The 26,551-nt window shown below is 72.7% G+C and carries 25 protein-coding genes; 17 read left to right on the top strand and 8 right to left on the bottom strand.

Features of this window, described 5'->3' with window-relative positions; translation table 11 throughout:
* On the top strand, positions 1 to 1,300 hold a 1,300-nt coding region (locus E1193_RS08870; protein ID WP_243707435.1), incomplete at its 5' end, for a M20/M25/M40 family metallo-hydrolase.
* Positions 1,301 to 1,346: 46 nt separating this feature from the next.
* Positions 1,347 to 2,006, top strand: a complete 660-nt coding sequence (locus tag E1193_RS08865) for a hypothetical protein (protein WP_132182030.1) — start codon at positions 1,347 to 1,349, stop codon at positions 2,004 to 2,006.
* A gap of 68 nt (positions 2,007 to 2,074) precedes the next feature.
* Here the strand turns inward: E1193_RS08865 and E1193_RS08860 are convergent, their stop codons facing one another.
* The 3 genes from E1193_RS08860 to E1193_RS31785 form a co-directional block, all read right to left on the bottom strand.
* The gene (locus E1193_RS08860) at positions 2,075 to 2,266 is read right to left on the bottom strand and encodes a DUF5703 family protein (protein WP_130400850.1); all 192 of its coding nucleotides are present in this window, start codon (positions 2,264 to 2,266) and stop codon (positions 2,075 to 2,077) included.
* A 276-nt stretch (positions 2,267 to 2,542) separates the two neighbouring features.
* The gene (locus E1193_RS08855) at positions 2,543 to 3,445 is read right to left on the bottom strand and encodes an SseB family protein (protein ID WP_132182028.1); all 903 of its coding nucleotides are present in this window, start codon (positions 3,443 to 3,445) and stop codon (positions 2,543 to 2,545) included.
* Entirely contained in the window at positions 3,442 to 3,861 is a 420-nt protein-coding gene (locus E1193_RS31785; RefSeq protein ID WP_165945687.1) for a YbaB/EbfC family nucleoid-associated protein, read from the bottom strand. Before E1193_RS31785 ends, E1193_RS08855 begins: the two co-directional genes overlap by 4 nt.
* 97 nt (positions 3,862 to 3,958) lie before the next feature.
* Here E1193_RS31785 and E1193_RS31780 point away from each other — a divergent pair, with 97 nt between their 5' ends.
* From E1193_RS31780 to E1193_RS08840, 3 genes are read left to right on the top strand one after another with little or no spacing between them, the layout of a single operon-like run.
* A complete protein-coding gene (locus E1193_RS31780; protein WP_165945686.1) occupies positions 3,959 to 4,291 on the top strand; it encodes a hypothetical protein in 333 nt (110 codons plus the stop codon).
* Complete coding sequence (locus E1193_RS08845; RefSeq protein WP_132182024.1) at positions 4,288 to 5,352, top strand: hypothetical protein; 1,065 nt, start codon at positions 4,288 to 4,290, stop codon at positions 5,350 to 5,352. The genes E1193_RS31780 and E1193_RS08845 overlap by 4 nt, the downstream gene beginning before the upstream one ends.
* Positions 5,353 to 5,373: 21 nt before the next feature.
* Positions 5,374 to 6,297 carry a hypothetical protein gene (locus E1193_RS08840; RefSeq protein WP_132182022.1) on the top strand — a complete coding sequence of 308 codons (924 nt, stop codon included), beginning with the start codon at positions 5,374 to 5,376 and terminating at the stop codon, positions 6,295 to 6,297.
* Positions 6,298 to 6,309: 12 nt separating this feature from the next.
* Here the strand turns inward: E1193_RS08840 and E1193_RS08835 are convergent, their stop codons facing one another.
* Positions 6,310 to 7,281, bottom strand: coding sequence for an aldo/keto reductase (locus E1193_RS08835; protein ID WP_132182020.1), 972 nt, complete (start codon positions 7,279 to 7,281; stop codon positions 6,310 to 6,312).
* Positions 7,282 to 7,476: 195 nt separating this feature from the next.
* Here E1193_RS08835 and E1193_RS08830 point away from each other — a divergent pair, with 195 nt between their 5' ends.
* The 6 genes from E1193_RS08830 (at position 7,477) to mshC (ending at position 12,980) form a co-directional block, all read left to right on the top strand.
* On the top strand, positions 7,477 to 8,529 hold the full coding sequence (locus E1193_RS08830; protein WP_132182018.1) for an LLM class F420-dependent oxidoreductase: 1,053 nt from the start codon (positions 7,477 to 7,479) through the stop codon (positions 8,527 to 8,529).
* Positions 8,526 to 9,362, top strand: a complete 837-nt coding sequence (locus E1193_RS08825; protein ID WP_132182016.1) for an undecaprenyl-diphosphate phosphatase — start codon at positions 8,526 to 8,528, stop codon at positions 9,360 to 9,362. The genes E1193_RS08830 and E1193_RS08825 overlap by 4 nt, the downstream gene beginning before the upstream one ends.
* A 106-nt stretch (positions 9,363 to 9,468) precedes the next feature.
* Positions 9,469 to 10,173 (top strand): histidine phosphatase family protein, encoded by a 705-nt coding sequence (locus E1193_RS08820; RefSeq protein ID WP_132182014.1) that lies wholly within the window; start codon positions 9,469 to 9,471, stop codon positions 10,171 to 10,173.
* A 99-nt stretch (positions 10,174 to 10,272) separates the two neighbouring features.
* Positions 10,273 to 10,860 carry a DUF3090 domain-containing protein gene (locus E1193_RS08815; protein WP_132182012.1) on the top strand — a complete coding sequence of 196 codons (588 nt, stop codon included), beginning with the start codon at positions 10,273 to 10,275 and terminating at the stop codon, positions 10,858 to 10,860.
* Positions 10,857 to 11,675 (top strand): SCO1664 family protein, encoded by an 819-nt coding sequence (locus E1193_RS08810; protein WP_132182010.1) that lies wholly within the window; start codon positions 10,857 to 10,859, stop codon positions 11,673 to 11,675. The genes E1193_RS08815 and E1193_RS08810 overlap by 4 nt, the downstream gene beginning before the upstream one ends.
* A 66-nt stretch (positions 11,676 to 11,741) precedes the next feature.
* Complete coding sequence (gene mshC, locus E1193_RS08805; protein WP_132182008.1) at positions 11,742 to 12,980, top strand: cysteine--1-D-myo-inosityl 2-amino-2-deoxy-alpha-D-glucopyranoside ligase; 1,239 nt, start codon at positions 11,742 to 11,744, stop codon at positions 12,978 to 12,980.
* A gap of 363 nt (positions 12,981 to 13,343) precedes the next feature.
* Here mshC and E1193_RS08800 read toward each other — a convergent pair whose 3' ends face one another.
* Both E1193_RS08800 and E1193_RS08795 read right to left on the bottom strand, forming a co-directional pair.
* Positions 13,344 to 14,135, bottom strand: coding sequence for a GntR family transcriptional regulator (locus tag E1193_RS08800; protein ID WP_132182006.1), 792 nt, complete (start codon positions 14,133 to 14,135; stop codon positions 13,344 to 13,346).
* A 126-nt stretch (positions 14,136 to 14,261) separates the two neighbouring features.
* Entirely contained in the window at positions 14,262 to 15,131 is an 870-nt protein-coding gene (locus E1193_RS08795; RefSeq protein WP_132182004.1) for a PAC2 family protein, read from the bottom strand.
* 259 nt (positions 15,132 to 15,390) lie between these two features.
* Here E1193_RS08795 and metH point away from each other — a divergent pair, with 259 nt between their 5' ends.
* Positions 15,391 to 18,906, top strand: coding sequence for a methionine synthase (metH, locus tag E1193_RS08790; RefSeq protein WP_207922634.1), 3,516 nt, complete (start codon positions 15,391 to 15,393; stop codon positions 18,904 to 18,906).
* A 51-nt stretch (positions 18,907 to 18,957) separates the two neighbouring features.
* Entirely contained in the window at positions 18,958 to 19,782 is an 825-nt protein-coding gene (locus tag E1193_RS08785) for a glycosyltransferase (protein ID WP_243707434.1), read from the top strand.
* A 102-nt stretch (positions 19,783 to 19,884) separates the two neighbouring features.
* Here E1193_RS08785 and E1193_RS08780 read toward each other — a convergent pair whose 3' ends face one another.
* Positions 19,885 to 21,693, bottom strand: a complete 1,809-nt coding sequence (locus tag E1193_RS08780; protein WP_132182002.1) for an ABC transporter ATP-binding protein — start codon at positions 21,691 to 21,693, stop codon at positions 19,885 to 19,887.
* A 66-nt stretch (positions 21,694 to 21,759) separates the two neighbouring features.
* On the opposite strand from E1193_RS08780, the gene E1193_RS08775 reads away from it, so the two are divergent.
* Positions 21,760 to 22,326 carry a TetR/AcrR family transcriptional regulator gene (locus E1193_RS08775; RefSeq protein ID WP_132182000.1) on the top strand — a complete coding sequence of 189 codons (567 nt, stop codon included), beginning with the start codon at positions 21,760 to 21,762 and terminating at the stop codon, positions 22,324 to 22,326.
* A 424-nt stretch (positions 22,327 to 22,750) separates the two neighbouring features.
* Here the strand turns inward: E1193_RS08775 and E1193_RS08770 are convergent, their stop codons facing one another.
* Positions 22,751 to 23,830 (bottom strand): sigma-70 family RNA polymerase sigma factor, encoded by a 1,080-nt coding sequence (locus E1193_RS08770; protein ID WP_132181998.1) that lies wholly within the window; start codon positions 23,828 to 23,830, stop codon positions 22,751 to 22,753.
* A 72-nt stretch (positions 23,831 to 23,902) separates the two neighbouring features.
* Between E1193_RS08770 and E1193_RS08765 the strand changes: the two genes are divergently transcribed.
* From E1193_RS08765 to E1193_RS08755, 3 genes are all read left to right on the top strand, one after another.
* On the top strand, positions 23,903 to 24,730 hold the full coding sequence (locus tag E1193_RS08765; RefSeq protein ID WP_132181996.1) for an alpha/beta hydrolase: 828 nt from the start codon (positions 23,903 to 23,905) through the stop codon (positions 24,728 to 24,730).
* Between the two features lie 216 nt (positions 24,731 to 24,946).
* Positions 24,947 to 25,702, top strand: a complete 756-nt coding sequence (locus E1193_RS08760; RefSeq protein ID WP_132181994.1) for a neutral zinc metallopeptidase — start codon at positions 24,947 to 24,949, stop codon at positions 25,700 to 25,702.
* Positions 25,703 to 25,876: 174 nt separating this feature from the next.
* On the top strand, positions 25,877 to 26,524 hold the full coding sequence (locus E1193_RS08755; RefSeq protein ID WP_132182038.1) for an HAD family phosphatase: 648 nt from the start codon (positions 25,877 to 25,879) through the stop codon (positions 26,522 to 26,524).
* Positions 26,525 to 26,551 lie beyond the last annotated feature (27 nt).

Below are 26,551 nucleotides of genomic sequence, written 5' to 3'. Positions count from 1 at the left end.
CGACCCCACCGACGAGGTCGTGGAACTCTGCCGTGACCTGCTGCGTATCGATACCACCAACACGGGGGACAACGCCACCAGCGCGGGCGAGCGCCGTGCCGCCGAGTACGTCGCGCAGCGCCTCGCCGAGGTGGGCGTCGCGGCCGAGATCCACGAGTCGGCCCCGGGACGCGCCAACGTGGTGGCCCGGATCCCCGGCACCGACCCGGGCCGCGACGCCCTGCTGGTGCACGGCCACCTCGACGTGGTCCCCGCCGACGCCGACGAGTGGTCGGTGCACCCGTTCTCGGGCGAGGTCCGCGACGGCTACCTGTGGGGCCGGGGCGCGATCGACATGAAGGACTTCGACGCGATGGTGCTGGCCGTGGTGCGGCACTGGCAGCGCACCGGGGTCCGCCCGTCGCGCGACATCGTGCTCGCCTACACCGCCGACGAGGAGGCGGGTAGCGACTACGGCGCGCACTTCCTGGCGCAGCGGCACCCGGGCCTGTTCGACGGCTGCACGGAGGCCGTCGGTGAGGTGGGCGGCTTCTCCTACTCGGTCAACGACGCCACCCGGCTCTACCTCATCGAGACCGCCGAGAAGGGCATCGACTGGCTGCGGCTGCACGCCCGGGGCCGGCCCGGCCACGGCTCGTTCATCCACGACGACAACGCGGTCACCGCGTTGGCCGAGGCCGTGGCCCGGATCGGGCGGCATCGCTTCCCGGTGACCGTCACCGCCACCGTCCGCGCCTTCCTCCAGGAGGTTTCCGAGGTTCTCGGCGTGGAGCTGGACCCGGACGACCCGGAGACCGCGATCGCGAAACTGGGGCCGATCGCCAACATCATCGGAGCGACGATCCGCAGCACCGCGAACCCGACCCGCCTCGCCGCCGGGTACAAGGACAACGTCATCCCCGGCCGGGCCACCGCCACCATTGACTGCCGCAGCCTGCCCGGGCAGTCGGAGCTGCTGGAACGGCAGCTGCGCGAGCTGGTCGGCCCGGACATCGACATCGAGTACATCCAGCGCCAGCCGGCCCTGGAGACCACCTTCGACGGCGACCTGGTGGCGGCGATGTCGGCGGCGCTGCGCGCCGAGGACCCGGGCGCCCGCCCGGTGCCCTACATGCTCTCCGGCGGCACCGACGCGAAGGCGTTCTCGCAGCTCGGCATCCGCTGCTTCGGGTTCGCGCCGCTGCGCCTGCCGGCCGACCTCAACTTCTCCGCCCTGTTCCACGGCATCGACGAGCGGGTACCGGTGGACGGACTACAGTTCGGCGTGCGGGTTCTGGACCGGTTCCTGCGCGCCTGCTGACCCGTCCGGTGTCGCAGCCTGCCCCTATTGGCGAAGGGATCACCTCATGACCGACCAGCACGGTGAGCTGGACGCCGCCCTCGAGCGCGTGATTGACGCCGCCCGGGCCCACCTGGCGGCCGTGCGGGCGGCCCAGGGCCGCATCGACGACGATGACGTCTGGCAGGCGTACGTGGCGTTGAACAACGCGTCGTGCGCCTACGACGAGCAACTTCTCGACGCGTTCGGCGAGGTCACGCCCTGGGACGTGGAGGCGATCGACCCGGACGAGGCGGACGAGCGGTTCGGCGGCGGGGAGGGCGTCGAGGCCACCGACCCGCACCCGCAGGTGATCTCGGTGCGGCAGCGCCGCGACTACCGGGTGCCCAGCATCTCGGCGCTGATCCGGGTCGCCGAGGCGGCCCGCCGCGAGGGCACCCCGGAGCCCGACGAGCCGGCACCGGTCGAGGGGGTCGGCGAGGCCGTGCTGGAGCTCTTGCAGAGCGGCGACGGCTCGCTGAGCGCCCTGGACGTGCCGGAGCTGGAGCCGCTCGACGGGGTGGTGATGGTCAGCGAGGTCGGCACCCCGGTCGACCTGGAGTCGTTCGACGACGACGACCCGGTGGGCCCGTTCCAGCCGGCCGCCGACGACCGCCTGGTGGGGCGGCTCGACGAGCACCCGTACCTGGACGAGGACGACCACGACCACGCCGGGCACGCGCACTAGACCCTCGCCCCCGCGGGTGCCCGTGCGCTGCGGGCGCCGGCGGCGAGGTCGCCCTCCGACGTGCCCGCTCAGTACGACAGGCCCGGTTGCGGCTGGTTGATTCGGCGACGGCGCAGCACGACCTGCCGCGTGCCGTCCCGGAACAGCCGCACCCGGGCCAACTCCCATCCGGAGAACTCCGCCTGGATCGCCAGCTGCGCCGCGGCGGTCAACCGGTCGACATTCGGCGGCAACCGCAGCGGCGCGTATTCGTAGTCCATGTGCCCTATGCTGCCCAGCTCGGCGGCCGTTCGCCACCCCCTGCGGGTGACTCGCACCGCGGCCCGCTGTCGCGTCCGGTGGGTGGGCCCCTTGGGGTGTCATGTCCGTTTCATCCCCGAGGGCGGCCCATCATCCGGACCGGCGCCCAGGGGGTGGTCCTGATGACCGGTTCGGCGCCCGGGGCGGCTCAGGGCGCGTCGGCGGGGTGACCCCCCGGCGGCACCGGGAGTTCGTGGCCGTGGGGACGGTCAGGCGGTCGTGGGCCGTGGGGACGGTCAGGCGGTCGTGGCTGCCGGCGGCCCGTCCCCGCCTCCCGTCCCTGCCTCCTCGCCGGTGTCCAGGTCGTTCGCCGCCAGGAGCGCGGCCAGGGCCGGCGCGCTCAGCGTCAGCCCGTGCGGGGCGCCCGGGTCGACGGCGAGCCCCCACGCCGGGTCCGGCCAGGCGGCCAGCAGCTCGGCCGCCGGCACCGCGAGGAACGGCACCCCGACGCCGGCGAAGGCGGTGAGCGCCTCGGCCGTGGTGAAGACCGGCAGCAGCGGGGCCCGGTCGGCGTCGAGGACGACCGTCCAGGGGAACTCCCGTTGCGGGGACGGCTCGCCGGCCAGCGGCACGCACACCGTGCCGGCGGCGAACGCCCCCAGGTAGCCGGGCAGATCGTGGTCGGCCGCGGCCCGGGCGAGCAGGTCACCGACGCCCGGCCCGGCAGCCGGGGCGGAGACCGGCGGCGCGGCCACCCGGTGTCGGCCCGGTACGACGTCCGACGAGTCGATGCCCGCCGGTGCCGGGTTGCCGATGGGTACGGTGTCGCCGCCCGGCAGCGTCCGGGGTGCCGGGGACCCACCGTCGGGCGGAGCCACCACCCGGCAGGCCAGCCCGGCGGCGTCGCCGGTCAGCACCGCCCTGGCGGTGTCCGACGCGAAGTCGCCCCACCATCGCAGCGCCTCGGCGGTGCGGGGGGTCTCGTGCCACCAGTCGTCGCCGTCGTCGGCGGGGCGCCAGCCCAGCTCGGCCAGGCGGGGCGGATCGTAGCCAGGGCAGCGCCCGGAGACGCTGTCCCGCCGGACGGCCAGCCGCAGTCGGCGTGGCCCCGCGCTCAGCTCCACGTCGGTGTCCTGCCGGCAGGCCGCCAGGGTGTGGTGCAGCCGGGCGGCGATCTGCGGCCAGTCCGGGCCGGTCATGCCGGCGGACGGGGCAGCCGCGCCTCCAGGCTCTCCAGCCGGGCGGCGGCCTCGTCGAGGCGACCCAGGGCGGAGAAGTCCCCCGGGCGGCCGAACAGCTCGGTCAGGCCGGCACCCAGGTCCGCCGCCAGACCGTCGGTGCGCTCGGCGAGCTGCTCGCCGGCCGCCGAGCGCGCCCGCCGGTACGCCTGCAGCACCATCGCCGCCAGCTCGGCGGCGCCGTACCGCAGCGCCGTCGGCTGGAAGGCCAGGTCGGTCAGGTCACCGGCGGCGTCGACCGTGGCCGACACCAGCCCGGTCTCGTCGGCGCCCGTGCCGGCCAGCTCGTCCAGGTCGGCCTGCACCCCGGCGAACCGGCGTTCGATGTCGGCGAGCCGGCCGGCCAGCGCGTCCAGCCCGGACAGCGGATCCGTCATGCGTTTGTCCTCCCCCTGTGCCGCCTCGGCCGGGGTGGCGGCCGGAGGCCGGGGAATCGTATCGTCGTCCCGCGTCGGATGCGGGGGAGGAACGACGGTGGCACCGGACATCGAAGTGGACGTGGCGGCGGTGAAGCGGTTGCAGGCGGCCGCCTCCGGGGTCGCCACGGCAATGGGGGCGATCCAGGCCCGGGTGGTCGCGGCGGGCGATCTGCCCGACAGCACGTTCGGGCACCTGCCCTTCGTCAGCGACATGCTGCGCGGCGCGTACGCCGAGCAGGTGTCCGACGGCACGACGTTGTTCCGGGCCGGCCAGGACGCCTTCGCCCGGGTCGGCGACGCCCTGGCGTCCACCGTGGCCAACTACGAGCGCAACGAGCAGGGCATCGAGTCCGGCTTCCGGTCCGTGCACGAACGGATGGGCCGGTGAGTGGGCCGGCCGGCAGCGCCGTCGAGCTGTGGAACGGCATCGACAACGCGTTGTCCGGGGTGCAGGCCGCCGTCGACAGTGTCTGCCGCACCCTGGCCTGGCCGCTGATCCAGCTCGTGGACATGGTCGACGGCGAGCCGGAGGCGCTGCGGGCCCGGGCGGCCGACTGGGACGTCCTCGCCGGGCAGGTCCGTGAGCTGGCGTTGGGGCATCGCGCGGTCCGCGAGGCCGAGCAGCCCGGCTGGCGGTCCGCCGCCGGTGACGCGTACGGCCGGCGGCTGGCCGAGGTCGAGCAGCAGCTGCTGGACGTGGCGGGGCAGTTCACCGCCACCGCCGAGTACCTGCGCAGTGTCGCCGACGGCCTGCAGACCGTGCACGACGTGTTGGTCGACCTCTGCGTCGAGTTCGTCAACTGGATGCTGGTGACCCTGGTGACCGCGCTGGTGTTGGCGCCGTTCACGGCGGGCGCCTCGTGGGCCGCCGGCCTGGCGGTCACCGTGACCCGGGGTCTGATCGTGGTGGCCCGGGCGCTGAAGGTGATCCGCCCGCTCGCCGCCCACCTGCAGAAGGTCATCCGGCTGCTCCAGCGGGTCATGCTCTATCTGCGCAAGCTGCGCAACCACCTGGACAAGCTGGTCGACAAGCAGCGGGCGCTGCGAAGGGGGCAGAAGTCGATCGACAAGCGTCGCGCCGCCGGCAAGGCCGACAAGTGGCACCACAAGCTGACCGACCCGGCGAAGGGCCACTTCAAGCTCGGCAAGAGCGGGTCGCCGTTCGACATGAGCTCGCTGGAGAGGGCCGGCGCGCTGCGGGCGCACGGCCTGGCCGACGGCGGCCGGATAATCGCCCGGGACTGGGCCACCAACCTGCCGTGGAACGTGCCCAACTCGGTGGTGCACGGCGTGACCTGGGGCACCACCGCCGTGGTCACCGGCCTGTCCGTGCCGGGCGCGGACCAGGTGGGCGACCGGGTCGGCGACGCGGTGCGCGACGGCGCGGACTGGATCGACCAGAATGTCTTCGGTCAGCCGCCCGCCGCGCAGCAGCCGGCAGGCCGCTGACCGGGAGCGAGGAGGAGCGGCGTGGGTGGTGCCTGGGGGCGGCTGGGGCGGTTCGGCGACGCGGTGCGCGACGGCGCTCGGGCGGCCCGTGATCGGGCCCGCGCCCTGCGCGACGAGTTCCGCACCTCCGACGAGCCGGAGCGGGCCCTGGTCGCGCCCCTGGTGACCGGCCAGGAGTTGCGCTACGTCGGCCTGGCGCCGGTGCGGGCCGACGAGACGCACCGGGCCGGCAGCCAGTTCGTCGACCACGTCGGGGCCGAGATGGTCGACGCGTTGGATCCCCGGGTGCTGTTCGGGCTGCTGCACATCGTCAATCCGGTGGCCTGGGTGGAGGCCGTCATGGCGCCGGTGCGGCTCGCCGCCGGGGTGCTGCTGCTGCCCGGCCAGGCGGCCGCGCTGGCGGCGGGGGCCTCGGAGGCGGTCGCGCGCGAGGTCGACGCCGCGCCGACGCCCTCCGCGACGCCGCAGCCGCCCCGGCCGGTGCTGCCGCTCACCGACGAGCAGGAGGCGTTCCGGGCGCTGTTCCGGCTCAGCCGGCACCGGCCGCTCGCCGACCAGCTCGCCGAGATCGCCTACCACCGCCGGTACGTCTTCAGCGGCGATCTCGCCACTCTCGCCGGCAGCCTGCTGCTGTTCCTGGAGCGCCATACCGGCACGCCGCTCGCGGTGACCGACACCCACCTGCACCTGCTGCGGATGGGACGCCGCCCGGACGAGGGCCGTCCCGACCGCCGTCGGCCGCGGCTGTTGTGGAGCGTCGAGCGGCATCGGGTCACCCGGCTCGACTGCGACCACGGGACGATGCGGCTGGCGCAGTTCCCGATGACGGTCCACTTCGACGACGGCTCGTGGATCCGCCTCGTCAACCCGACCCTGCGCGACGACCAGCACCGCTTCCTCGCCGCCGTCCGCGAGATTCCCGGCCGGCGACCGGCGGTCGGCTGACCGGCGGTCGGCTCAGCCGTCTCGTTCCGGATAGCCGACCGGCACGGCGGAGACGTCGTCCAGCGCGGTGGTGATCTCTTCCGGCAGGATCATCCGCTCCACCTGCAGCGCGCCGAGCAGCTGCCCCACCGTCCGCGCGCCGAGGATCGGCGCGGTCACCCCGGGCCGGTCCCGGATCCAGGCCAGCGCCACCTCCAGCGGCGACACGCCCAGCCCACCCGCCGCGATGGCGACCGCCTCGACGATGCTGGAGCAGCGCGGCTCCAGGTAGGTGGTGACGAACCGCTCGAAGTGCGCCGAGGCGGCCCGGGAGTCCGCCGGCCGGCCGTTGCGGTACTTGCCGGTCAGTACCCCCCGGCCCAGCGGCGACCACGGCAGCACGCCCAGCCCGAGCGCCGCGCAGGCCGGCAGCACCTCCCGCTCCACACCCCGCTCCAGCAGCGAGTACTCCACCTGCGCGGCGACCACCGGGGCCCGTCCGGGCCAGGCGGCCTGCCAGGCGGCGGCTCGGGCGGTCTGCCAGCCGGAGAAGTTCGACACCCCGACGTAGCGGACCCGGCCGCTGGCCACCGCGTGGTCCAGCGCTGCCAGGGTCTCCTCCAGCGGGGTGTCCGGGTCGTACCCGTGCACCTGCCACAGGTCGACGTGGTCGGTGCCCAGCCGGCGCAGCGACGCGTCCAGGGTGCGCAGCAGGTGCCCGCGTGAGCCGTCGCGGCGTCGGCCGCTGCCCGGGCGCAGCCCGGCCTTGGTGGCGATGAGCACCTCGTCGCGGGGGACCAGGGCGCCCAGCAGGGAGCCGAGCACCGACTCGGCGTCACCGTCGGCGAACACGTCGGCGGTGTCGACCAGGTTGCCGCCCGCGTCGAGGAAGCTCTTCAGCTGGGCGGCCGCGTCGTCGGCGTCGGTGTCCCGACCCCAGGTCATGGTGCCGAGCGCGAGCCGGGAAACCGCCAGCCCGCTTCGGCCGAGCGGTCGCTGTTGCATGGGTGAACCTTATTTCGAACCCGCCGTCACGGATATCCTCGCTCCCGTCATGTCTGGCCGCCGCGTCGGCGATCCGACCGTCGCCGGCCGTGGGGCGGCCCGCGCCAGGTCGGCGGGGTGGGTGAGCCGGTGCTCGGGGCCGCTCCCGTCATTGCGTAACCTGATGCGACCTTGTGGCGCGATGGGGGAGGACCAGTGCGACTCGGGCTCAGCCTCGGATACCAGACGGCGTGGAGCACACCCGCCGACCACCTGGCGCTCGCCCAGGAAGCGGACCGGCTCGGCTACTCGGTGGTGTGGGCGGCGGAGGCGTACGGCTCCGACTCGCCGACCATGCTGGCATGGATGGCCGGCCAGACCGAGCGGATCGACGTGGGCAGCGCGGTGATGCAGATCCCGGCGCGTACGCCGGCGATGACCGCGATGACCGCCGCGACCATCGACGCGCTCTCCGGCGGCCGGTTCCGGCTCGGCCTCGGCGTGTCCGGCCCGCAGGTCTCCGAGGGCTGGCACGGCGTCCGGTTCGCCAAACCGCTCGCCCGCACCAGGGAGTACGTCGACATCGTCAAGCTGGCGGTGGCCCGAAAGGCGGTCGCCTACGACGGCGAGCACTACACCCTGCCCCTGCCCGACGGGCCCGGCAAGGCGCTGCGGCTGGGCTTCCATCCGCCGCGCGAACACATCCCGACCTACCTGGCCGCCGTCGGTCCGAAGAACCTCGAACTGGCCGGCGAGATCGCCGACGGTTGGCTGGCTGTCTTCTACGCCCCCGAGTTCGCCGAGGAGCAGCTCGCCTCGGTACGGGCCGGCCGGGCGAAGGCCGGCCGGGAGCTGGCCGGCTTCGACGTCGTGCCGTCCGTGCCGGTGGTCGTCGGTGACGACATCGCCACCTGCGCCGAGCTGGTCCGCTGGTACGCGGCCCTCTACGTGGGCGGCATGGGCAGCCGGCAGCAGAACTTCTACAACCAGCTCGCCACCCGGATGGGCTACGGCGACGCCGCCCGCGAGGTGCAGGACCACTACCTGGCCAAGCGGCAGCGCGACGCCGCCGCCGCGGTGCCGATGGAGTTCATCGACCGCACCTCGCTGCTCGGTCCCAAGGAGCGCATCGCCGAGCGGATGCGGGAGTACGCCGCTGCCGGCGTGACCACCCTGTCGGTGGCCCTCTTCGTCGCCGACCGGGACAGCGGCGTGCAGACCCTGCGGACCGTCGCGGAGGCTCTCGACCTGGCCGGGGTCGGCGAGTGACCTGGGTCGAGGCCATCGTCCTGGGCATCGTCCAGGGGCTCACCGAGTTCCTGCCGGTCAGCTCGTCGGGGCACCTGCGGATCACCTCCGCGATCTTCTTCGACCAGGACGCCGGCGCCTCGTTCACCGCGGTCACCCAGCTGGGCACCGAGGCGGCGGTGCTGATCTACTTCGCCAAGGACATCTGGCGGATCACCAGAACCTGGCTGCTCGGGCTGCGGGACCGCTCGGTGCGCTCCAGCCTCGACTACCGGATGGGCTGGTACGTCATCATCGGCTCGATCCCCATCGGGCTGTTCGGGTTCCTGTTCAAGGACCAGATCCGGGAGACCGCCCGCAACCTGTGGGTGGTGGCGACCACGCTGATCGTCTTCGCCTTCGTGCTGGCCTTCGCCGAGTACTGGGGCCGGCAGACCCGGACCCTGGAGAACTTCCGGCTGCGCGACGGCGTCGTGATGGGCTTCGCGCAGGCGATGGCGCTGGTGCCCGGGGTGTCTCGCTCCGGCGGCACACTCACCGCCGGGCTGCTGCTGAACCTGACCCGGGAGGCGGCGGCGCGGTACTCGTTCCTGCTGGCCATCCCCGCGGTGGTGATGTCGGGGATCTTCAGCGTCGGGGACGTGTTCCAGCCCGCCGCGCCGGGCACCTCGGTGCCGACCGTCGCGCAGATGGTCGTGGCCACGGTGATCGCCTTCTTCGTCGGGTACGCGGCCATCGCCTGGCTGCTGCGTTACGTCGCCCACCACACCCTGTACGTGTTCGTCCTCTATCGGGTGGCGCTCGGCACGCTGGTGTTGTCGCTGCTGCTCACCGGCGCGATCAGCGCCACCTGAGCCGCCGGCCCGCCCGGTGACGGGCGGGCCCGCGACCGACGACGGCCCTCCGCGCCACCCGCTGCCGGGGGACGTCGGGTGGTGTCGCAGCCCCTAGGGTGGAGCCGTGGCGACCCTTCTGCTTCTGCGACACGGCCGGACGACGGCGAACGCCGACGGTGGGCTGGCCGGCCGTCAGCCGGTCGAGTTGGACGACACCGGCCGCGCCCAGGCGAGCGCCGTCGGCGAGCGGCTGCGGGGGCTGCCGCTGGCGACGGTGGTGACCAGCCCGCTGATCCGGTGCCGGCAGACCCTGGAGCTGGCGCTGCCGCAGGTGGCGCCGGTGGTGGAGGAGGGGCTGACCGAGTGCGGCTACGGCACCTGGGAGGGGCAGCCGCTGAAGAAGCTCGCCAGGGAGCCGCTCTGGCCGGTGGTCCAGCAGCATCCCAGCGCCGCCGTCTTCCCACAGGGGGAGTCGATGGCGGCGATGGCCGCACGGGCAGTCACCGCGGTACGCGGCTGGGACGCCCGGGTCACCGCCGAGCACGGCCCGGAGGCGGTGTGGCTGGCGTGCAGCCACGGCGATGTGATCAAGGCCATTGTGGCGGACGCGCTGGGCGTACACCTGGATCTCTTCCAGCGCATCGTCGCGGACCCGGCGTCGGTCACCGCGATTCGCTACACCCCGCTGCGCCCCTTCCTGGTCCGGCTCAACGACACCGGCGGTGACCTGGCCCCGCTGGTGCCGCCGCCGAGCAGGCGGCGCCGGCGCGCGAGGCGGCCGGCCGACTCCGACGCGGCGGTGGGCGGCGGCGCGGGGGCGGCCGGCTGAGTGCCCCGACGGCCGGCGCGTCCACCCGCTGTTCGCCCTGGGCGGATTCCGCGTCGGTGCGGTACGCGCCCCTTCCAGGGTCCGGATAGGGTCGTGGGTATGACCCACCAGGTGCACGCCTTCGAGCCGCCGGAGCGGTTCGTCGCCGGGACCGTCGGGCCGCCGGGGGAGCGCACGTTCTTCCTCCAGGCGCGCGGCGGAGGCCGGCTGGTCAGCGTCGCGCTGGAGAAGGTGCAGGTGTCGTTGCTGGCCGAGAAGCTGGAGGAGCTGCTGGCCGAGGCGCAGCGCCGCTTCGGCGTCGAGCTGCCCGAGGCGCCGGCCGCGCTCGACGACAACGACCCACTGGACACCCCGGTCGACGAGGAGTTCCGGGTCGGCACCCTCGGCCTGGCCTTCGACGTCGACACCGCGACCGTGGTGATCGAGGCGATCGCCGCCGGCGAGACGGAGGTCGAGGTCGAGCTCGGCGACGACGCCGACGACGAGGCCGCGGAGGACGTGGAGGACGTGGAGCCGGACGACGACCTCGATCGGCTCCGGGTGCGGCTGACGCCCCAGGCGACCCGTGAGTTCATCGAGCGGGCCCGCCGGGTGGTCAACGCCGGCCGCCCGCCCTGCCCGCTCTGCGGTCAGCCGCTGGACCCGGCCGGTCACCTCTGCCCGCGGCACAACGGCTACCACCGGTGACCTCGTCGGAGTTGCAGCCCCGCCAGGACGGCAGCGCCGCGCTCCGGTTGCTGCGCGACGGCGACCTCGACATCGAGGGGCGGCTGGTCGACGCGTCCAACGCCACCCTGCGTGGCGTCCTCACCCTCGACGGGCACACCGCCCGTTGTGTCTACAAGCCGGTGCGTGGGGAGCGTCCGCTGTGGGACTTCCCGGACGGCACCCTGGCTGGCCGGGAGGTCTCCGCGTACCTGGTCTCCCGGGCCACCGGGTGGGGGCTGGTCCCGCCGACGGTGCTGCGTGACGGCCCGTTCGGTCCCGGCTCCTGCCAGCTCTGGATCGACGAGCCGGAGGACGCGGCGTCGCTGGTCGGGTTCGTCCCCGCCGAGGCGGTGCCGCCGCGCTGGTTCCCGGTCGCCGCCGCCCGTGACGACGACGGTGCGGCGTACGCCCTCGCGCACGCCGACGACCCGCGGTTGGCCCGGCTGGCGGTGCTGGACGTGGTGCTCAACAACGCCGACCGCAAGGGCGGGCACGTGCTGGTCGGCCCCGACGACCGGCTCTACGGCGTCGACCACGGCGTCTGCTTCCACGTCGAGGAGAAGCTGCGCACCGTCCTGTGGGGGTGGGCGGGCCGGCGGTTGCCGCCGGACGCGGTGGGGATGCTCGACGCGCTCGCCGGGCGGGTCGCCGGTGACCTGGGCGAGGAGTTGGCCGAGCACCTGACCGTCGGTGAGATCGCCGAGCTGGCCGCGCGGATCGACCGGCTGCGCCAGACCGGCCGTTACCCGCAGCCGTCGCGGGACTGGCCGGCGGTGCCGTGGCCGCCCATGTGAGGCCTGTCGTGTTGATCACTCATGGGGTCCCGTGCGGCGTGTCGGCGGCTGGTTAGGCTGACGGTCATGGAGTCTTGGGCGGGACACGAGGTGCCACGGCTGCCGGGTGAGGGCGGTCCACTGAGCTTGTACGACTCGGCCCGGCGTGGTGTCCATCCCAGCCGGCCGGACGGCCCCGCGACCATGTACGTCTGCGGTATCACCCCATACGACGCCACCCACCTCGGCCACGCCGCCACCATGATCACCTTCGATCTGGTGCAGCGGATGTGGCGCGACGCCGGCCTGACCGTCCGGTACGTGCAGAACGTCACCGACATCGACGACCCGCTGCTGGAGCGGGCCGAGCGTGACGGCGAGGACTGGAAGGTCCTGGCCATGCGGGAAACGGCGCTGTTCCGGGAGGACATGGATGCGCTGCGGATCATTCCGCCGGAGTACTACGTCGGCGCGGTGGAGTCGATCCCGGACATCGTCGACCGGGTCCAGGAGCTGCTCAAGGACGGCGCGGCGTACCGGCTCGACGACGGCACCGGCGACGTCTACTTCGACATCAGCGCCGCGCCCGCTTTCGGGTACGAGTCGAACCTGACCCGTGAGCAGATGCGGGAGATCTTCCCGGAGCGTGGCGGCGACCCGGACCGCGCCGGCAAGCGCGACCCGCTGGATCCGCTGCTGTGGCGCGGCGCCCGAGCCGGGGAGCCCTCCTGGCCGGGTGGCGAGCTGGGCGCCGGCCGGCCCGGCTGGCACATCGAGTGCGCGGTGATCGCCTTGAACCTGCTCGGCGATCGGATCGACGTCCAGGGCGGCGGCAACGACCTGCTCTTCCCGCACCACGAGTGTTCCGCCGCGCACGCCGAGCGGCTTACCGGCGAGGCGCCGTTCGCCGGCCACTACGTGCACGCCGGCATGATCGGCCTGGACGGCGAGAAAATGTCGAAGTCCAAGGGCAATCTGGTCTTCGTTTCGCGGTTGCGGGCCGACCGGGTGGACCCGATGGCCGTTCGGCTCGCCCTGATGGCCGGCCACTACCGTGCCGACCGCGCCTGGACCGACGACCTGCTCGCCGCCGCACGGGAGCGCCTGGCCCGCTGGCGGCGGGCCGCCGCCGCGCCCGCCGGGCCGTCCGGGGAGGCGTTCCTGGCGGGGGTACGCGCCCGGCTCGCCGACGACCTCGACACCCCGGGCGCTCTGGCCCTGGCCGACGAGTGGGCCGACCGGGCCCTCGTCGGCGCGGGCGACGACGCGTCATCGCCCGCCCTCTTCGGCACGACGGTGGACGCCCTGCTCGGCATTCGCCTCTGATCCACCCGACCTCGTTTGATCCACCCGACCTCGTTCGGTCCCGCCGTGGCCCTGTCCGGCCCGGCGACGGCCGAGCCCGCCGTGATCGACTCCGCGGTGCGCAAGTGGGGGTGTCCCGCGAGCCGGACACCCCCACTTGCGCACCGCGGAGTCGCTCGAGCAGGGCCACGCTGACGGCGGGATGTCACGGCCGCGCTGCAGGTCAGCCTGGGTCAGTCGGGCCAGCAGCCTCAGCTGCGCCAGTCGCCTCAGTCGCACCAGCAGCCTCAGCCGCGGTCAACCCCCGTGCCAGCCGCCTCAGCTGCCGCCAGGGGCGTCAACCCGTGCCAGCCGCATCAGGCGCGTCAGCCCGGGTCAGCAGCATCAGCCCAGGACCAGGCCCGGATCCGGGTCGGGGTCTGGTGCCGGTGCCGGGATGCGGTACTCCTCGGTGAGAGTGGTCATCGGGCCGGGCCAGGTGGCCTGGGCGACCTCGATCGGCTTGCGGTCGCCGTCGTAGGCGACGTGCAGCAGGTGCAGCACCGGGGTGTCGGGGCGGATCTGGAGGGTCTCGGCCTCCTCCCGGCTGGGTTGCCGGGCGCTGATGGTGTCGGTGGCCGAGACGTAGCGGCGGCCGGTGGCCTCCTCGGCCTCCTGGTACAGCGGACGGCCGAACGCCTCGGCCCGCTCCAGGGAGGTGCCGGCGGTGTCCTTCGGCAGGAACCAGGAGACGCCGACCTCCACCGGCGAGTCGTCGGTGCGAACCAGGTGTCGGCGGCAGAGCAGGTCGGTGCCGTCGGGCACGCCGAACGCGTCGGCCACCTCCGGCGGGGCCGGCGCGCGCCCGACCGACACGAGCTGTTGCCGGTACCGGGCGGCCAGGTCGGTGTGGTAGCCGCGGAAGCCGCCGTACCGGCCCCGGGACAACCGGTTGAGCCGGCGTCGGGTGCCCCGGACGTACGTGCCCGAGCCGGGTTTGGTGATCAGGATGCCCTCGACCCGCAACTGGTCGACGGCGCGTTGGACGGTCTGCTTCGCCACGCCGAACATCTCGGCGATGGCCGGGATGGACGGCAGTCGCTCACCCGGACCCCAGTCGCCGCGGCGCACCTGGGCCTTGAGCTGCGCGGCGATCTGCCGGTGCGGGAACTCGGCGGCCCCCGGGTTGATCTGCACACCCGCCTCCTCACAACAGCTAGGTTCCTAGGATGCCCTAGGGGTGGTGACGTCGCCACCCCGGACACGCGAAAACCGGGCCCCGGACGGCGATTCGCGCCCGGGGCCCGGTGACAGCAGGCAGGGCTACCAGGAGCCGGCGGTCGGGCCGGCCGAGCCTCCCCGGCGGCGCAGGTACTTCTCGAACTCCTGGGCGATCTCGTCGCCGGTCAGCGGGGTGATGCCGGCGTCGCCGACGCGTTCCTCCAGTTCACGGACGTACTCGCCGAGTTCGGCGTCCTGCTCGGCGGCGCCGCGCACCCGCTGTTCCCACTCGGCGGCCTCCTCCGCCAGATCGGTCATCGGCACCGGCAGATCGAGCACCTCCTCGACCCGGTGCAGCAGGGCGAGAGTTGCCTTCGGGCAGGGCGGGTTGTTGGCGTAGTGCGGCACGTGCACCCAGAAGGAGACCGCGTCCACCTCGGCCCGGGTGCACGCGTCGTGCAGCACCCCGACGATGCCGGTCGGCCCGTCGTACCGGGTGGGGGTGAGCTGGTAGCGCTGCGCGGCCTCGGCGTCGGAGGCGCTGCCGCTGATCGGCAACGGCCGGGTGTACGGCACGTCGGCCAGCAGCGCGCCGAGCAGTACGACCCGCTCCACCTCGAGGCTGTGGCAGATCTCCAGCACCTGTTCGCAGAAGGAACGCCAGCGCATGCTCGGCTCGATGCCGCGGATCAGCACCACGTCCCGCTCGGTGCCCTCCGGGCTGGCCACCATGAACCGGGTGGTGGGCCACTCGATCCGGCGGGTCTCGCCGTCGGCCATGCTGATGGTCGGCCGGCTGACCTGGAAGTCGTAGAAGTCCTCCGGGTCCAGTTCGGTGACCGGGCGGGCCTGCCAGACCTGCTCCAGGTGCTCCACGGCGGCGGTGGAGGCGTCCGCGGCGTCGTTCCATCCCTCGAAGGCGGCGATCGCCACCGGAGACCGCAGCACCGGCAGCCCGTCGAACTCGGTCACGCCGTCACCCCGCCCTGCTCGTCGGGGACGGCGGCGGACCAGCGCCCGCTCGTCCGCCGGCCGTGCACGGTGGCGTCCCTGATGTCCTTCACGTCCGCCAGCCTACGTGCCGGGGCGGTGAGCGGCCCGTCGGCCGCGCCGGTCCACGGCCTCACCCGGCGGAGCAAACGGTACGAAACGGATCTGCTGCGTGCTGACACAATGTGGGACCGCGCCTGGGGCCTGACGGAAAACCGGAAGGTCGGATTAACCTGATGCCGTGCGGACTTCGTTGCTGGATGTGCTGGCCGACCGAATCCTCATCGCCGACGGGGCGATGGGCACGATGCTCCACGCCGCCGACCTCTCCCTCGACGACTACGACGGGCTCGAGGGCTGCAGCGAGATTCTGAACGTCACCCGCCCCGACGTGGTGCGCGGGGTGCACGAGGCGTACCTGGCCGCCGGCGCGGACTGCGTCGAGACGAACACCTTCGGCGCCAACCTGCCCAACCTCGGCGAGTACGGCATCGAGGGGCGGATCCGCGAGCTGTCCGAGGCCGGCGCCCGGCTGGCCCGGCAGGCAGCCGACGCGTACGCCACGGCGGAGCAGCCTCGCTTCGTCCTCGGCTCGATCGGCCCCGGCACCAAGCTGCCCACCCTGGGCCACGCCGCGTACGCCACGCTGCGCGACGCGTACGTGCAGAACGCGGCCGGGCTGATCGCCGGCGGCGCGGACGCCCTGATCGTGGAGACCTGCCAGGACCTGCTCCAGGTCAAGGCCGCGGTGGTCGGGTCGAAGCGAGCCATGGCCGAGTTGGGCCAACAGGTGCCGATCATCTGCCACGTGGCGATGGAGACCACCGGCACCATGCTGCTGGGCAGCGAGATCGGCGCGGCGTTGACCGCGATCGAGCCGCTGGGCGTGGACCTGATCGGGCTGAACTGCTCCACCGGCCCGGCCGAGATGGGCGAGCACCTGCGCTACCTGTCCCGGCACTCGCGGATCCCGCTGTCGGTGATGCCCAACGCCGGCCTGCCGGTGCTGACCGCCGACGGGGCGTACTTCCCGCTGACCCCGGTCGAGATGGCCGACGCCCTCGAGCGGTTCGTCGCCGAGTACGGCGTCTCGCTCGTCGGCGGCTGCTGCGGCAGCACCCCGGAGCACATCCGGATGCTGGTCGAGCGCCTGCGCGGCACCACCCCGGTGGCCCGCGAGCCGCGTCCCGAGGCCGGTGTCTCGTCGATCTACCACCACGTGCCGTTCGCGCAGGACGCCAGCGTGCTGATGGTGGGGGAGCGGACCAACGCCAACGGCTCCAAGGCGTTCCGCGAGGCGATGCTCGCCGCCGACTGGCAGGCATGCGTGGAGATCGCCCGCAGTCAGGCCCGGGACGGCTCGCACCTGCTGGACCTCTGCGTCGACTACGTCGGCCGGGACGGCACCACGGACATGCGGGAGTTGGCCGGGCGGTTCGCCACCGCGTCCACGCTGCCGATCATGCTGGACTCCACCGAGCCGGCCGTGGTCGAGGCGGGGCTGGAGATGCTCGGCGGCCGGTGCGTGGTCAACTCGGTCAACTTCGAGGACGGCGACGATCCCGACTCCCGCTACGGCCGAGTCATGCCGGTGATCCGGGAGCACGGCGCTGCCGTGGTGGTGATGTGCATCGACGAGGAGGGGCAGGCCCGCACCGCGGCGGACAAGGTCCGCATCGCCTCCCGGATCGTCGACGACCTGACCGGCCGGTGGGGCATGCGGCTGCCGGACATCATGATCGACACGCTGACCTTCCCGATCTCGACCGGCCAGGAGGAGACCCGCCGGGACGCGATCGAAACCATCGAGGCGATCCGGGAGATCGCCCGGCGGTACCCCGGGATCAACTTCACCCTGGGCATCTCGAACATCTCCTTCGGGCTCAACCCAGCGGCCCGGCAGGTGCTCAACTCGGTGTTCCTGCACGAGTGTGTGCAGGCCGGGCTGACCAGCGCGATCGTGCATGCGAGCAAGATCCTGCCGATGACGAGGATCCCCGCCGAGCAGCGGGACGTCGCCCTCGACATGGTCTACGACCGCCGCCGCGAGGGCTACGACCCGCTCCAGCGGTTCATCGATCTGTTCGAGGGCGTCGACGCCGCCTCGGCGCGGGCCAGCCGGGCCGAGGAGCTGGCGGCGCTGCCGCTGGACGAGCGGCTCAAGCGGCGCATCATCGACGGTGAACGCAACGGTCTGGAGGCCGACCTGGACACCGCGATGGCCGAGGGGCGCACCCCGCTGTCGATCATCAACGACATCCTCCTCGACGGCATGAAGGTCGTCGGCGAGCTGTTCGGTTCCGGGCAGATGCAGCTGCCGTTCGTGCTCCAGTCCGCCGAGGTGATGAAGACCGCGGTGGCGTACCTGGAGCCGCACATGGACAAGGCCGACGACGGCGGCAAGGGCCGCATCGTGCTGGCCACCGTCAAGGGCGACGTGCACGACATCGGCAAGAACCTGGTCGACATCATCCTGTCCAACAACGGCTACGAGGTCGTCAACATCGGCATCAAGCAGCCGATCAGCGCGATCCTCGACGCCGCCGAGGAGCACCGGGCCGACGCGATCGGCATGTCCGGGCTGCTGGTCAAGAGCACGGTGATCATGAAGGAGAACCTCGCCGAGATGGCCTCGCGTGGGGTCGCCGAGCGGTGGCCGGTGCTGCTGGGCGGTGCGGCGCTGACCCGCGCGTACGTCGAGGACGATCTGCGGGCGATGTTCCCCGGCCAGGTGCACTACGCCCGGGACGCCTTCGAGGGGCTGTCCCTGATGGACCGGGTGATGTCTGCCAAGCGGGGCGGGGCCCCTGTGGTCGACCCGGAGCGCGAGGCGGCCCTCGCGGCGCGGCGGGCCCGGCGGGAGAAGCAGCGGGCGACGGTCCGGGAGGCCCTGCCCGAGCTGGACGACGCGTCGGTCCGTTCCGACGTGGCCACCGACGTGGAGGTGCCCACCGCGCCGTTCTTCGGCACCCGGGTGGTGAAGGGGCTGCCGCTGGCCGACTACGCGGCGCTGCTCGACGAGCGGGCCACCTTCCTCGGCCAGTGGGGCCTGCGGGGTTCCCGGGGCGGCCAGGGCCCGTCGTACGAGGAACTGGTGGAGACCGAGGGGCGGCCCCGGCTGCGTTACTGGCTGGACCGGCTGATCGCCGACAAGGTTCTGGAGGCGGCGGTCGTCTACGGCTACTTCCCGGCGTACTCCGAGGGCAACGACCTGGTGGTGCTCGACGAGAACGGCCACACCGAGCGGGCCCGGTTCTCGTTCCCCCGGCAGCGGCAGGAGCGGCGGCTGTGTCTGGCCGACTTCTTCCGGCCCAAGGGCGACCAGTTGGACGTGGTGGCGTTGCAGTTGGTCACCGTCGGGCAGCCGATCAGCGAGTACACCGCGAAGATGTTCGCCGCCAACGAGTACCGCGACTACCTGGAGGTGCACGGGCTGTCCGTGCAGCTCACCGAGGCGCTCGCCGAGTACTGGCACCGGCGCATCCGCACCGAGCTGATCCTGCCCGGCGGGCGTACCGTCGCCGACGACGACCCGGCGGACCTGGCCGGCCTGCTGCGCACCGACTACCGGGGCTGCCGGTACGCGTTCGGCTACCCGGCCTGTCCGGAGCTGGAGGACCGGGCGAAGATCGTGGAGCTGCTGGGCGCGGAGCGGATCGGCGTGCAGTTGTCGGAGGAGTTCCAGCTGGTGCCGGAGCAGGCCACCGACGCGATCGTGGTGCACCACCCGGAGGCGAACTACTTCAACGCAAAGTGACGACCGCCGGTGCCGTTACCTGCACTTCAGGCACCTGCGGTAGGCGCTGGAGTGTCCGACGTGGTCTTGCCGGGCGACCGCACGGAATTCGTTTACCCGACCATGCTTGCGCCTTGGAGAAGGGAGGCGGCGGTGAGCGTGATTAGCATCGTCACTCCCGTCTACAAGCCCGTTCCTGAGCAACTCGTGGCGGCATACCGTGCGCTCCGAGAGCAGCAGATGCCAGAGGGCTGGGCATGGGAGTGGATCGTGCAGGAGGATGGCGAGACGGATGTCGCCCGCTCGGTCCTTCCCGAGGACGAGCGCGTATCAATTAGTCGCAACCGTCATGGCGGCGTAGCCATCACGCGGAATCTCGGCCTCGCCCGCGCGCATGGAAGCCTTATCAAAAACCTTGACCAGGACGACATCTTCGCCCCCGGAGTCCTCGGGCGTGACATCCAGATAATGGCGGAGAACCCCGACGTGCAGTGGGTCACGTCGCGGGTGCTCGATCTGCTGCCTGACGGCTCAACCGTAGGGTTCGAGGACGACCCCCCGGAGGGAACTCTGGTGCCGGGCTCCGTTTTCAGACATTGGCGGGAGCACAACTACCGACTTCCCGTGCATCCTACGACGGTCTGTATACGCCGAGAGCTTCTGGTTTCCCTCGGCGGTTGGATGTCCGTTCCCGGGTCAGATGACACCGGAATGCTGATCGCGGCAAGCGTTGTGAGTACCGGCTACTTCGTCGGCGAAGTCGGGTTGCTGTACCGCAAGTGGCCAGGGCAGGTATCCGCGGGTGCTTCCCACACAGAGCCGGTGGAGTGGAAACTACGCATGAGCCTGATTGAGGAACGCGGTCGTGCTCTAGCAGCCGTGCCGCGGCAGAGCTGAACGGGGCGCTACTCGCACCTGAGGCGACGACGCGGGACAGGTTTGTCCAGAGGTCAGGACACGACAGGCTGAATGATGGGGGCCGCTGCCAGGACGGGTCGCTCAGGTGGCGGTCGCCGCCGTGAGGGCGTTCCCGCCCCGTCGGGTGCCCTCCCGAGCGTGGCCCTCGGCGATCCGCAGCGCCTCGACAAGCTGCCGGTACAGCTCGTCGTCGGCGAGCAACTCGGGGTGGGTTCCGCGTGCGCGGACGCGACCCGCCTCCATGACCACGATCGTGTCGGCGTCGAGGACGGTGGAGAGGCGGTGTGCGATGGTGACGACCGCTCCACTGGTGGCGCGGTCGCGGATGCACTCCTGCAGCGCCGCTTCGGTGAGCCCGTCGACCTGCGCGGTCGCCTCGTCAAGGAGTAGCAGCTCCGGCGTACGCAGGATGGCCCGGGCCAGGGCGATGCGCTGTCGCTGACCACCGGAGACCTCGCTGGATTCCAGTGAGGTGTCGAGCCCGTCGGGGAGCGAGTCGATCTTCTCGTCCAGCCTCACGGCATCGAGTACGGCCTGGAGCTCGGCGTCCGTGGCATCGGGGTGGGTGAAGAGCAGGTTGTCCCGGATCGTTCCGGGAATGATGGGCGTCTCCTGTTCCACGTACGCCAACCGCGCCCGGATCTCGCCGTGCGTGTACGTCTGGTAGGGGCGGCCGTCGAGGAGCAGCTCGCCCTGCTGTGGTTCGAGGAAGCGGAGGATGAGCGAGAACAGGGTGGTCTTGCCGGCTCCGGAGGGCCCGACGATCGCGACGTGTCCCCGTCGGGGGATGTGCAGGTCGATACCTTGGACGGCCGGCGCGGTGCCGGGCGCGTACCCCGCGGTGACGTCGCGGAGGATGAGCAGCGGTTCCTCGTGGGCGTGGCCGCCCTCGTGTGGCCTGGTGTGGTGGAGCTGCGACCGTTCGGCGTCGATGGTTTGGATCTGTCGGATCCGTGCGGCGGCGGCGACGCCGGATTGCAGCGCGGTGAGATTCTGGGTGAGTTCGCCGATCGGGCCCATCAACTGGAACGCGTAGAGCAGGAAGGCGATGAGGCTGGAGATGTCGATCAGCCCGCGTTCGGCGCGCCAGGCGCCGATACCGAGGATCACGATGATCGCCAGCTGGATGCCGGTCCAGGAGACGGACCATACGGTGGCGCTGCGCCGGGCGGCTCGGACGCTGTGCACGGCGGATTCCCGGGCGTGGCTGATGATCCGGTCGCCCTGGCGGGCCTCCGCGCGGCTGGCCTTGACGGTGCGGATGGCGCGCAGGGCTCCCTCGAGCACGCCTCCCAGGCGGCCGATCGATTCCTGAGCCGCCTCCTGCGACTTTCCGATCGACGGCAGGAGCGTGGCCATGAGCGCGCCGACAATGATCACCGCGGCCATCGTGCACCCCAGCAGCACCGGGTCGAGGACGCCCATCAGCACGAGTGTCCCGATCAGGGCCAGCGCGCCGTTGACCAGTCCGACGACGCTTGAGGACGCCGCGTGCAGCAGGCCGGTGTCGGAGGTGACCCGGGTGACGAGCTCCCCGGTCGGTCGGGCCGTGAGCGCGCCCACGGTCGCGGCGAAGTAGCGGCGGATTATCGAGGTGCGTGCGTCGAGCACCACCCGTTCGGCGAGCGTGCCGAGCAGGATCCACTGCCACAGGGTGATCCCGGCGCCGACCACGACCAGGATCACCAGTGTGGCGATGGGCGTCGTCAGCGCAGCGGAGTCGCCGAGGGCGTCGAGCACCCACTTCGTGGCCATGGGCGTGGCCAGGCTGGCGGCGTTGGCGAGGAGCCCGAGTAGCAGCCCGAGCAGCAGCACCCGCCAGTGGGGTGCGACGAAGGTGGCCAGAGTCCGAAGCTTGGGTAGCCCGTCGAGCGGTTTCGGATCACTCATGCGCTATAGCGGAACACGTCTGTTCCATAAAGGTCAAGCCGATTACCGTTCTCGTATCCTGTGCGTGTGGACACGCAGGAGAGCGGCACCCGAACTCGAACCCGGCAGGCGATCATCGACGCCGCGATCGAGGTGCTTGGACAGAACGCGACCGCGACCCTCGGTGAGATCGCCGCGGCGGCCGACGTCGGGCGTACCACCCTGCACCGATACTTCGCCGAGAGATCCGACCTGTTGAAGGCCCTGAGCGCCGAAGGGGTGACCAGGCTCAACCGGGCCGCCGACAACGCCCGGCTCGACGAGGGTACCGGCGCCGACGCGCTACGGCGGCTCTGCCACGAGTACTTCGAGCTCGGCAGCCTGCTCTCTCTGATCTTCAGCGAACCCCAGCTGATCGACGACGCCGACTGGTCGGAGCGGGGCGGCTGCGACCCGCAGCTGAGTGCCCTCGTGGAGCGCGGGCACCGCGACGGGACGATCGATCCGGAGCTGCCCGCCACCTGGGTGCAGAGCGTGTTGTGGTCCCAGCTGTACGCGGGCTGGAGCTACCTCGCGGACACCCACATCTCCCGGTACGAGGCACTACGCCTCGTCGTGCGCACGCTCAGCGGCGCCATCGCGCCCAAGAGTTGACCTGCGCCCGGCCGACCACGAACGGGCCGGCGGCCCGGCACCGATGTCTCCGGTGCCGGGCCGCCGCCGGACAGGACCGTTCCGTCGGCTCAGCTACCACCGGCCAGTGCGGCGATCTCGGACGCCGACAGCGCCGTCCGCCCAGGTGTTACCGGCGGTGTCCGGCGAGACCCTCACCAGCCGGGGCGCGCTCGCCTCCGTTTCGCAGTGGTTGCGAGAGTGTTATCCGGCGCATCCGCCCACGTCAAGGGGCTGATCAACCACCGCGCGGAGCCGCCGGCTGCCCAAACCGGCGCGGACGCCCGACCGGCGCGCCACCCAATCCGGCGCCGCCCACGGGCCGGCGTCCGACCGGTTGGTCACCTCGAGCAGCGGGTCGCCGGGGACCAGGGACGCCGTGTGCGTCGCCACCGATCACACCGGGTCAGGTGGCGGTGCGTTCGGCGTGCGCCTGGGCCGGCGCGGCGGCCGGGAGGGTCGCCGGCAGCCCGATCCGAATGACGTGGTCTTCGCCGACGAACGAGGTGATCTCGGCGATCCGCCCGCCCCGCACCGTCAGGACGTTGACCGACCAGGCCAGGAACGACCCCTGACCGTCTCTACGCAGGTAGGACGCGACGGTGGGCTGACCGTTCGCGGCCGCCCGCAGGTGCCGCCACTGGCCGCAGCTGGTCAGCGGCACCGCCCGGGCGAAGTCGGTGACCGCCGCCAGGCCCCGGTACCAGTGCGGAATCGGTGGCATCGACCAGGTGACGTCCTCGGTGAGCAGGGCGACCAGCGCCGGCGCGTCGCCGTTCTCCAGGGCGGTGGCGTAGCCGTCGACGAGCTGCCGCAGCCGGGCGTCGTTGAGTTGCCGCAGCGTCCGCTGTTGGCTGGGCGCGGGCACCCGGTCAGCCACGATCCGCCGGGCCCGGGCCAGGGCGGAGTTCACCGACGTGACCGACGTGGCCATCATGGCGGCGATCTCGGCGGCGGAGAAACCCAGCACCTCGAAGAGCAGCAGCGCGGCCCGCTGGTTTCCCGGCAGGTGTTGCAGGGCCGCGACGAACGCCAGCTCGACGGCCTCGCGCTGCTCGTAGCGGGCGTGCGGGGCGGCCGGCCCGTCGGGGAGCCCGGCGTCGGGGTAGGGGCCGAGCCAGGCCACGTCGGCCACCGGCCTGTCGTCCGGCACGGCGCGGTCGCTGGCCGGGCCCAGGTCGACGGGCATCGCCCGGCGCTGCCGGCCGGCCACCGCGTCCAGGCAGGTGCGGGTGGCCACCGTGTACAGCCAGGAGCGCACCGAGCTGCGCCCCTCGAAGCGAGCCAGCCCTCGCCAGGCCCGCAGCAGCGCCTCCTGCAGGGCGTCGTCGGCGTCGTGGGTCGACCCGAGCATCCGGTAGCAGTGCGCGTGCAGCTCCCGGCGCAGCGGGGCCACCAGCTCCGCGAACGCGCGCTGGTCGCCGACGCGCGCCCGAGCCAGCACCGGGTCGAGCGCAGCCGGTTCCGCCGGGGAAATCGCCGTCACGAGCGACGATTCTGCCGTACGCCGGGAGTCTCCACTGTGAACGCCTAACGCGTCACGACCCGGGAGGACCCGATGAGCACCACTTCCACCGTCACCGTCGCGACCCTGGAGGTCCCCGACGGTCTGCTGCACTACGAGCTACGCGGGCGGGGCCCGCTGGTGGCGCTGGTCGCCGCCCCGATGGACGCGGCGGCGTTCGCGCCGCTGGCCGAGTTGCTGGCCACCGACCACACGGTACTCACCACCGACCCGCGCGGTATCAACCGCAGCCGGCTGCACGACCCGGAGCAGGACTCCACACCCGAACTGCGCGCCGACGACGTCGCCCGGCTCGTCGCCCACCTCGACGTGGGGCCGGCCGCCGTGCTCGGCTCCAGCGGCGGCGCGGTCACCGTCCTGGCCCTCGCCCAGGCCCACGCGGGGGTGGCGCACACGGTGATCGCCCACGAACCGCCGCTGTTGACGATCCTCGACGACCGGGCGGAGCTGCTCGCCAGGGAGGACGACATGATCGCCACCTACCTGGCCGGGGACCGGCTCGGTGCGTGGCGCATGTTCCTCGCCACCGCCAACATCCAGCTGCCGGAGGCGGCGGTCCTGGCCATGTTCGGCGGCGAGCCGCAGCCGCAGGAGGCCGCCGACGAGCGCTACCAGTACCTGCACATGCTGCGCGGCACCACCCGGTTCCGGCCCGACGTCGCCGCGCTGCGCGACGGACCCACCCGGGTGCTCGTCGGTCTCGGCGAGCAGTCCACCGGTGAGCTGTGCGACCGGACGTCGCGGGTGCTGGCCGCGTCGCTGGGCGGCGAGCCGACGATGTTCCCCGGCGGGCACATCGGATTCGTCGACGACGCGGTGGCGTTCGCCGCCCGGCTGCGGGAGGTCCTCGCCGGAGGCTGACGGCCCGACGGCGGGGCGGCTGGCGGTGGGCTCATACCGTGAGCCCACGACGACGGTGTGGGTGGTGCTCGGGGTCGGTGGCGCGATGGCCGGCTGCCGTCGCCGGGGACGCTGATCCGCTGCCGTCCGATCATGGTCAGGGCGACCTCCACCCGGCATGATCGTCATACGGTCCGGGTACCGGGCCGATCGACGACGAGCCTTGGGGAGGCAACGGTGACGGCACGCGCGCGACGGCGGTCGCGGGGCTCACTGGCGGGTCTGGCGGCGGCGCTGATCGCTGTCGGCTGCGCTGCCGGCGGGGTGGGGCCGAGCGGCCCGCAGCAGCCGACGGAGCCCCGCCCGCAGCAGACCCGCACCGCAGCCTCGCCGGGCGCGCAGACCACCCGCGCCGACGGCACCACCAGCGTGGCGGAGTTCAAGGAGGACATCGGGGGCGCGGTCCGCATCGCCGAGCGTTACTGGGCGGCCCAGTTCCGGGCGTCCGGGCGGCCGTTCACCCCGGTCGCCCGGATCATCCCCTACCAGCGGGAGGGGCAGGTCACCTGCGCCGGTCAGCCGGTGCCACGCAACAACGCGGTCTACTGTTCGGCCGGCGACTACATCGCCTACGACGTGAACTGGTCGGTGGCCGCGTTCCGGCAGGTCGGCGACGCGTTCGTGTTCTACCTGCTGGGCCACGAGTACGCCCACGGCATCCAGGTGCGCATGGGCATCCGCTACAGCTTCACCATCCAGCAGGAACTCCAGGCCGACTGCATGGCCGGGGCGTACCTCGGCGACTCGGTGCGCAACGGGCAGCTCGAGCTCCAGGACGGCGATCTGGAGGAGTTCCGCGACGGGTTGCTCGCCGTCGGCGACGACCCCGACCAGCCCTGGTTCGCCGAGGGGGCGCACGGCACCGCCGAACAGCGCACCGACTCGTTCTTCCGCGGCTACGAGAACTCCCTGGCCGCCTGCAACCTCGGCTGACGCCGGCCGGGCCGGGCCGACAGCGGTTGGGGGTGGCCACAGCCCGATGGCACCGTGTTGACCTGTGTCACTGGTGCCCGGTCCGCCCGGGCGCAGCGGCGGGGGGATTGGCAGTATCGGTGGGTCGCCGCACCCCCGCAGGAGGATCCGCTGAGCAGTCAACACCCCGCCGCCGTGCTCTTCGACATGGACGGCACCCTGGTCGACAGTGAGAAACTGTGGGACGTCGCGCTGCGCGAGCTGGCCGCCGAGTACGGCGGTGAACTCTCCGCGGACGCCCGCCGCGCCATCATCGGCACCAGCATGGCCGAGGCGATGCGGATCCTGCACGAGGACCTCGGCCAGCCCGAGCGGGAGCCGCAGGCCAGCGCCGCCTGGATCGACGCCCGCATCCTGGAGCTCTTCCGCACCGGACTGCGCTGGCGGCCCGGTGCGCTGACCCTGCTCCGGGCGGTGCGCGCCGCCGGGATTCCCACCGCCCTGGTCACCTCCAGCGGTCGCGCCCTGGTCGAGATCGCCCTGGACACCCTCGGGCGGGACAGCTTCGACGCGGTGGTGTGCGGCGACGAGGTGGACGCCGCCAAACCGCACCCGGAGCCGTACCTGACCGCCGCCCGGCTGCTGGACGTGCCGATCGCCCGCTGTGTGGCGATCGAGGACTCGCCGGCCGGGGTGGCCAGTGCGCTCGCCGCCGGCGCGGCGGTGCTGGCGGTGCCGGCGGAGGCGCCGCTGCCAACGATGGACGGCGTACACCAGGTGGAGAGCCTGACCGGGGCGGACCTGGAGCTGCTGGCGGCGCTGCTCGGCGACCCGCCGTCCTGATCGCGGTCTGCGGCCGCTTGGGGCGTC

It is taken from the genome of Micromonospora sp. KC606 (assembly GCF_004348675.1).
In the GTDB taxonomy this organism is placed as follows: domain Bacteria; phylum Actinomycetota; class Actinomycetes; order Mycobacteriales; family Micromonosporaceae; genus Micromonospora.
The sequence above is the reverse complement of the archived record's forward strand: the minus strand, read 5'-3'. Positions and strand labels throughout refer to the sequence as shown.

Excerpts from the sequence above, each read along its gene's own strand:
- E1193_RS08815 (WP_132182012.1), top strand. The coding sequence starts at position 10,273 with ATGACCCACCAGGTGCACGCCTTCGAGCCGCCGGAGCGGTTCGTCGCC.
- E1193_RS08780 (WP_132182002.1), bottom strand. The coding sequence starts at position 21,693 with ATGAGTGATCCGAAACCGCTCGACGGGCTACCCAAGCTTCGGACTCTG.
- E1193_RS31785 (WP_165945687.1), bottom strand. The coding sequence starts at position 3,861 with ATGACGGATCCGCTGTCCGGGCTGGACGCGCTGGCCGGCCGGCTCGCC.
- E1193_RS08865 (WP_132182030.1), top strand. The coding sequence starts at position 1,347 with ATGACCGACCAGCACGGTGAGCTGGACGCCGCCCTCGAGCGCGTGATT.
- E1193_RS08835 (WP_132182020.1), bottom strand. The coding sequence starts at position 7,281 with ATGCAACAGCGACCGCTCGGCCGAAGCGGGCTGGCGGTTTCCCGGCTC.
- E1193_RS08765 (WP_132181996.1), top strand. The coding sequence starts at position 23,903 with ATGAGCACCACTTCCACCGTCACCGTCGCGACCCTGGAGGTCCCCGAC.
- E1193_RS08860 (WP_130400850.1), bottom strand. The coding sequence starts at position 2,266 with ATGGACTACGAATACGCGCCGCTGCGGTTGCCGCCGAATGTCGACCGG.
- E1193_RS08855 (WP_132182028.1), bottom strand. The coding sequence starts at position 3,445 with ATGACCGGCCCGGACTGGCCGCAGATCGCCGCCCGGCTGCACCACACC.
- mshC (WP_132182008.1), top strand. The coding sequence starts at position 11,742 with ATGGAGTCTTGGGCGGGACACGAGGTGCCACGGCTGCCGGGTGAGGGC.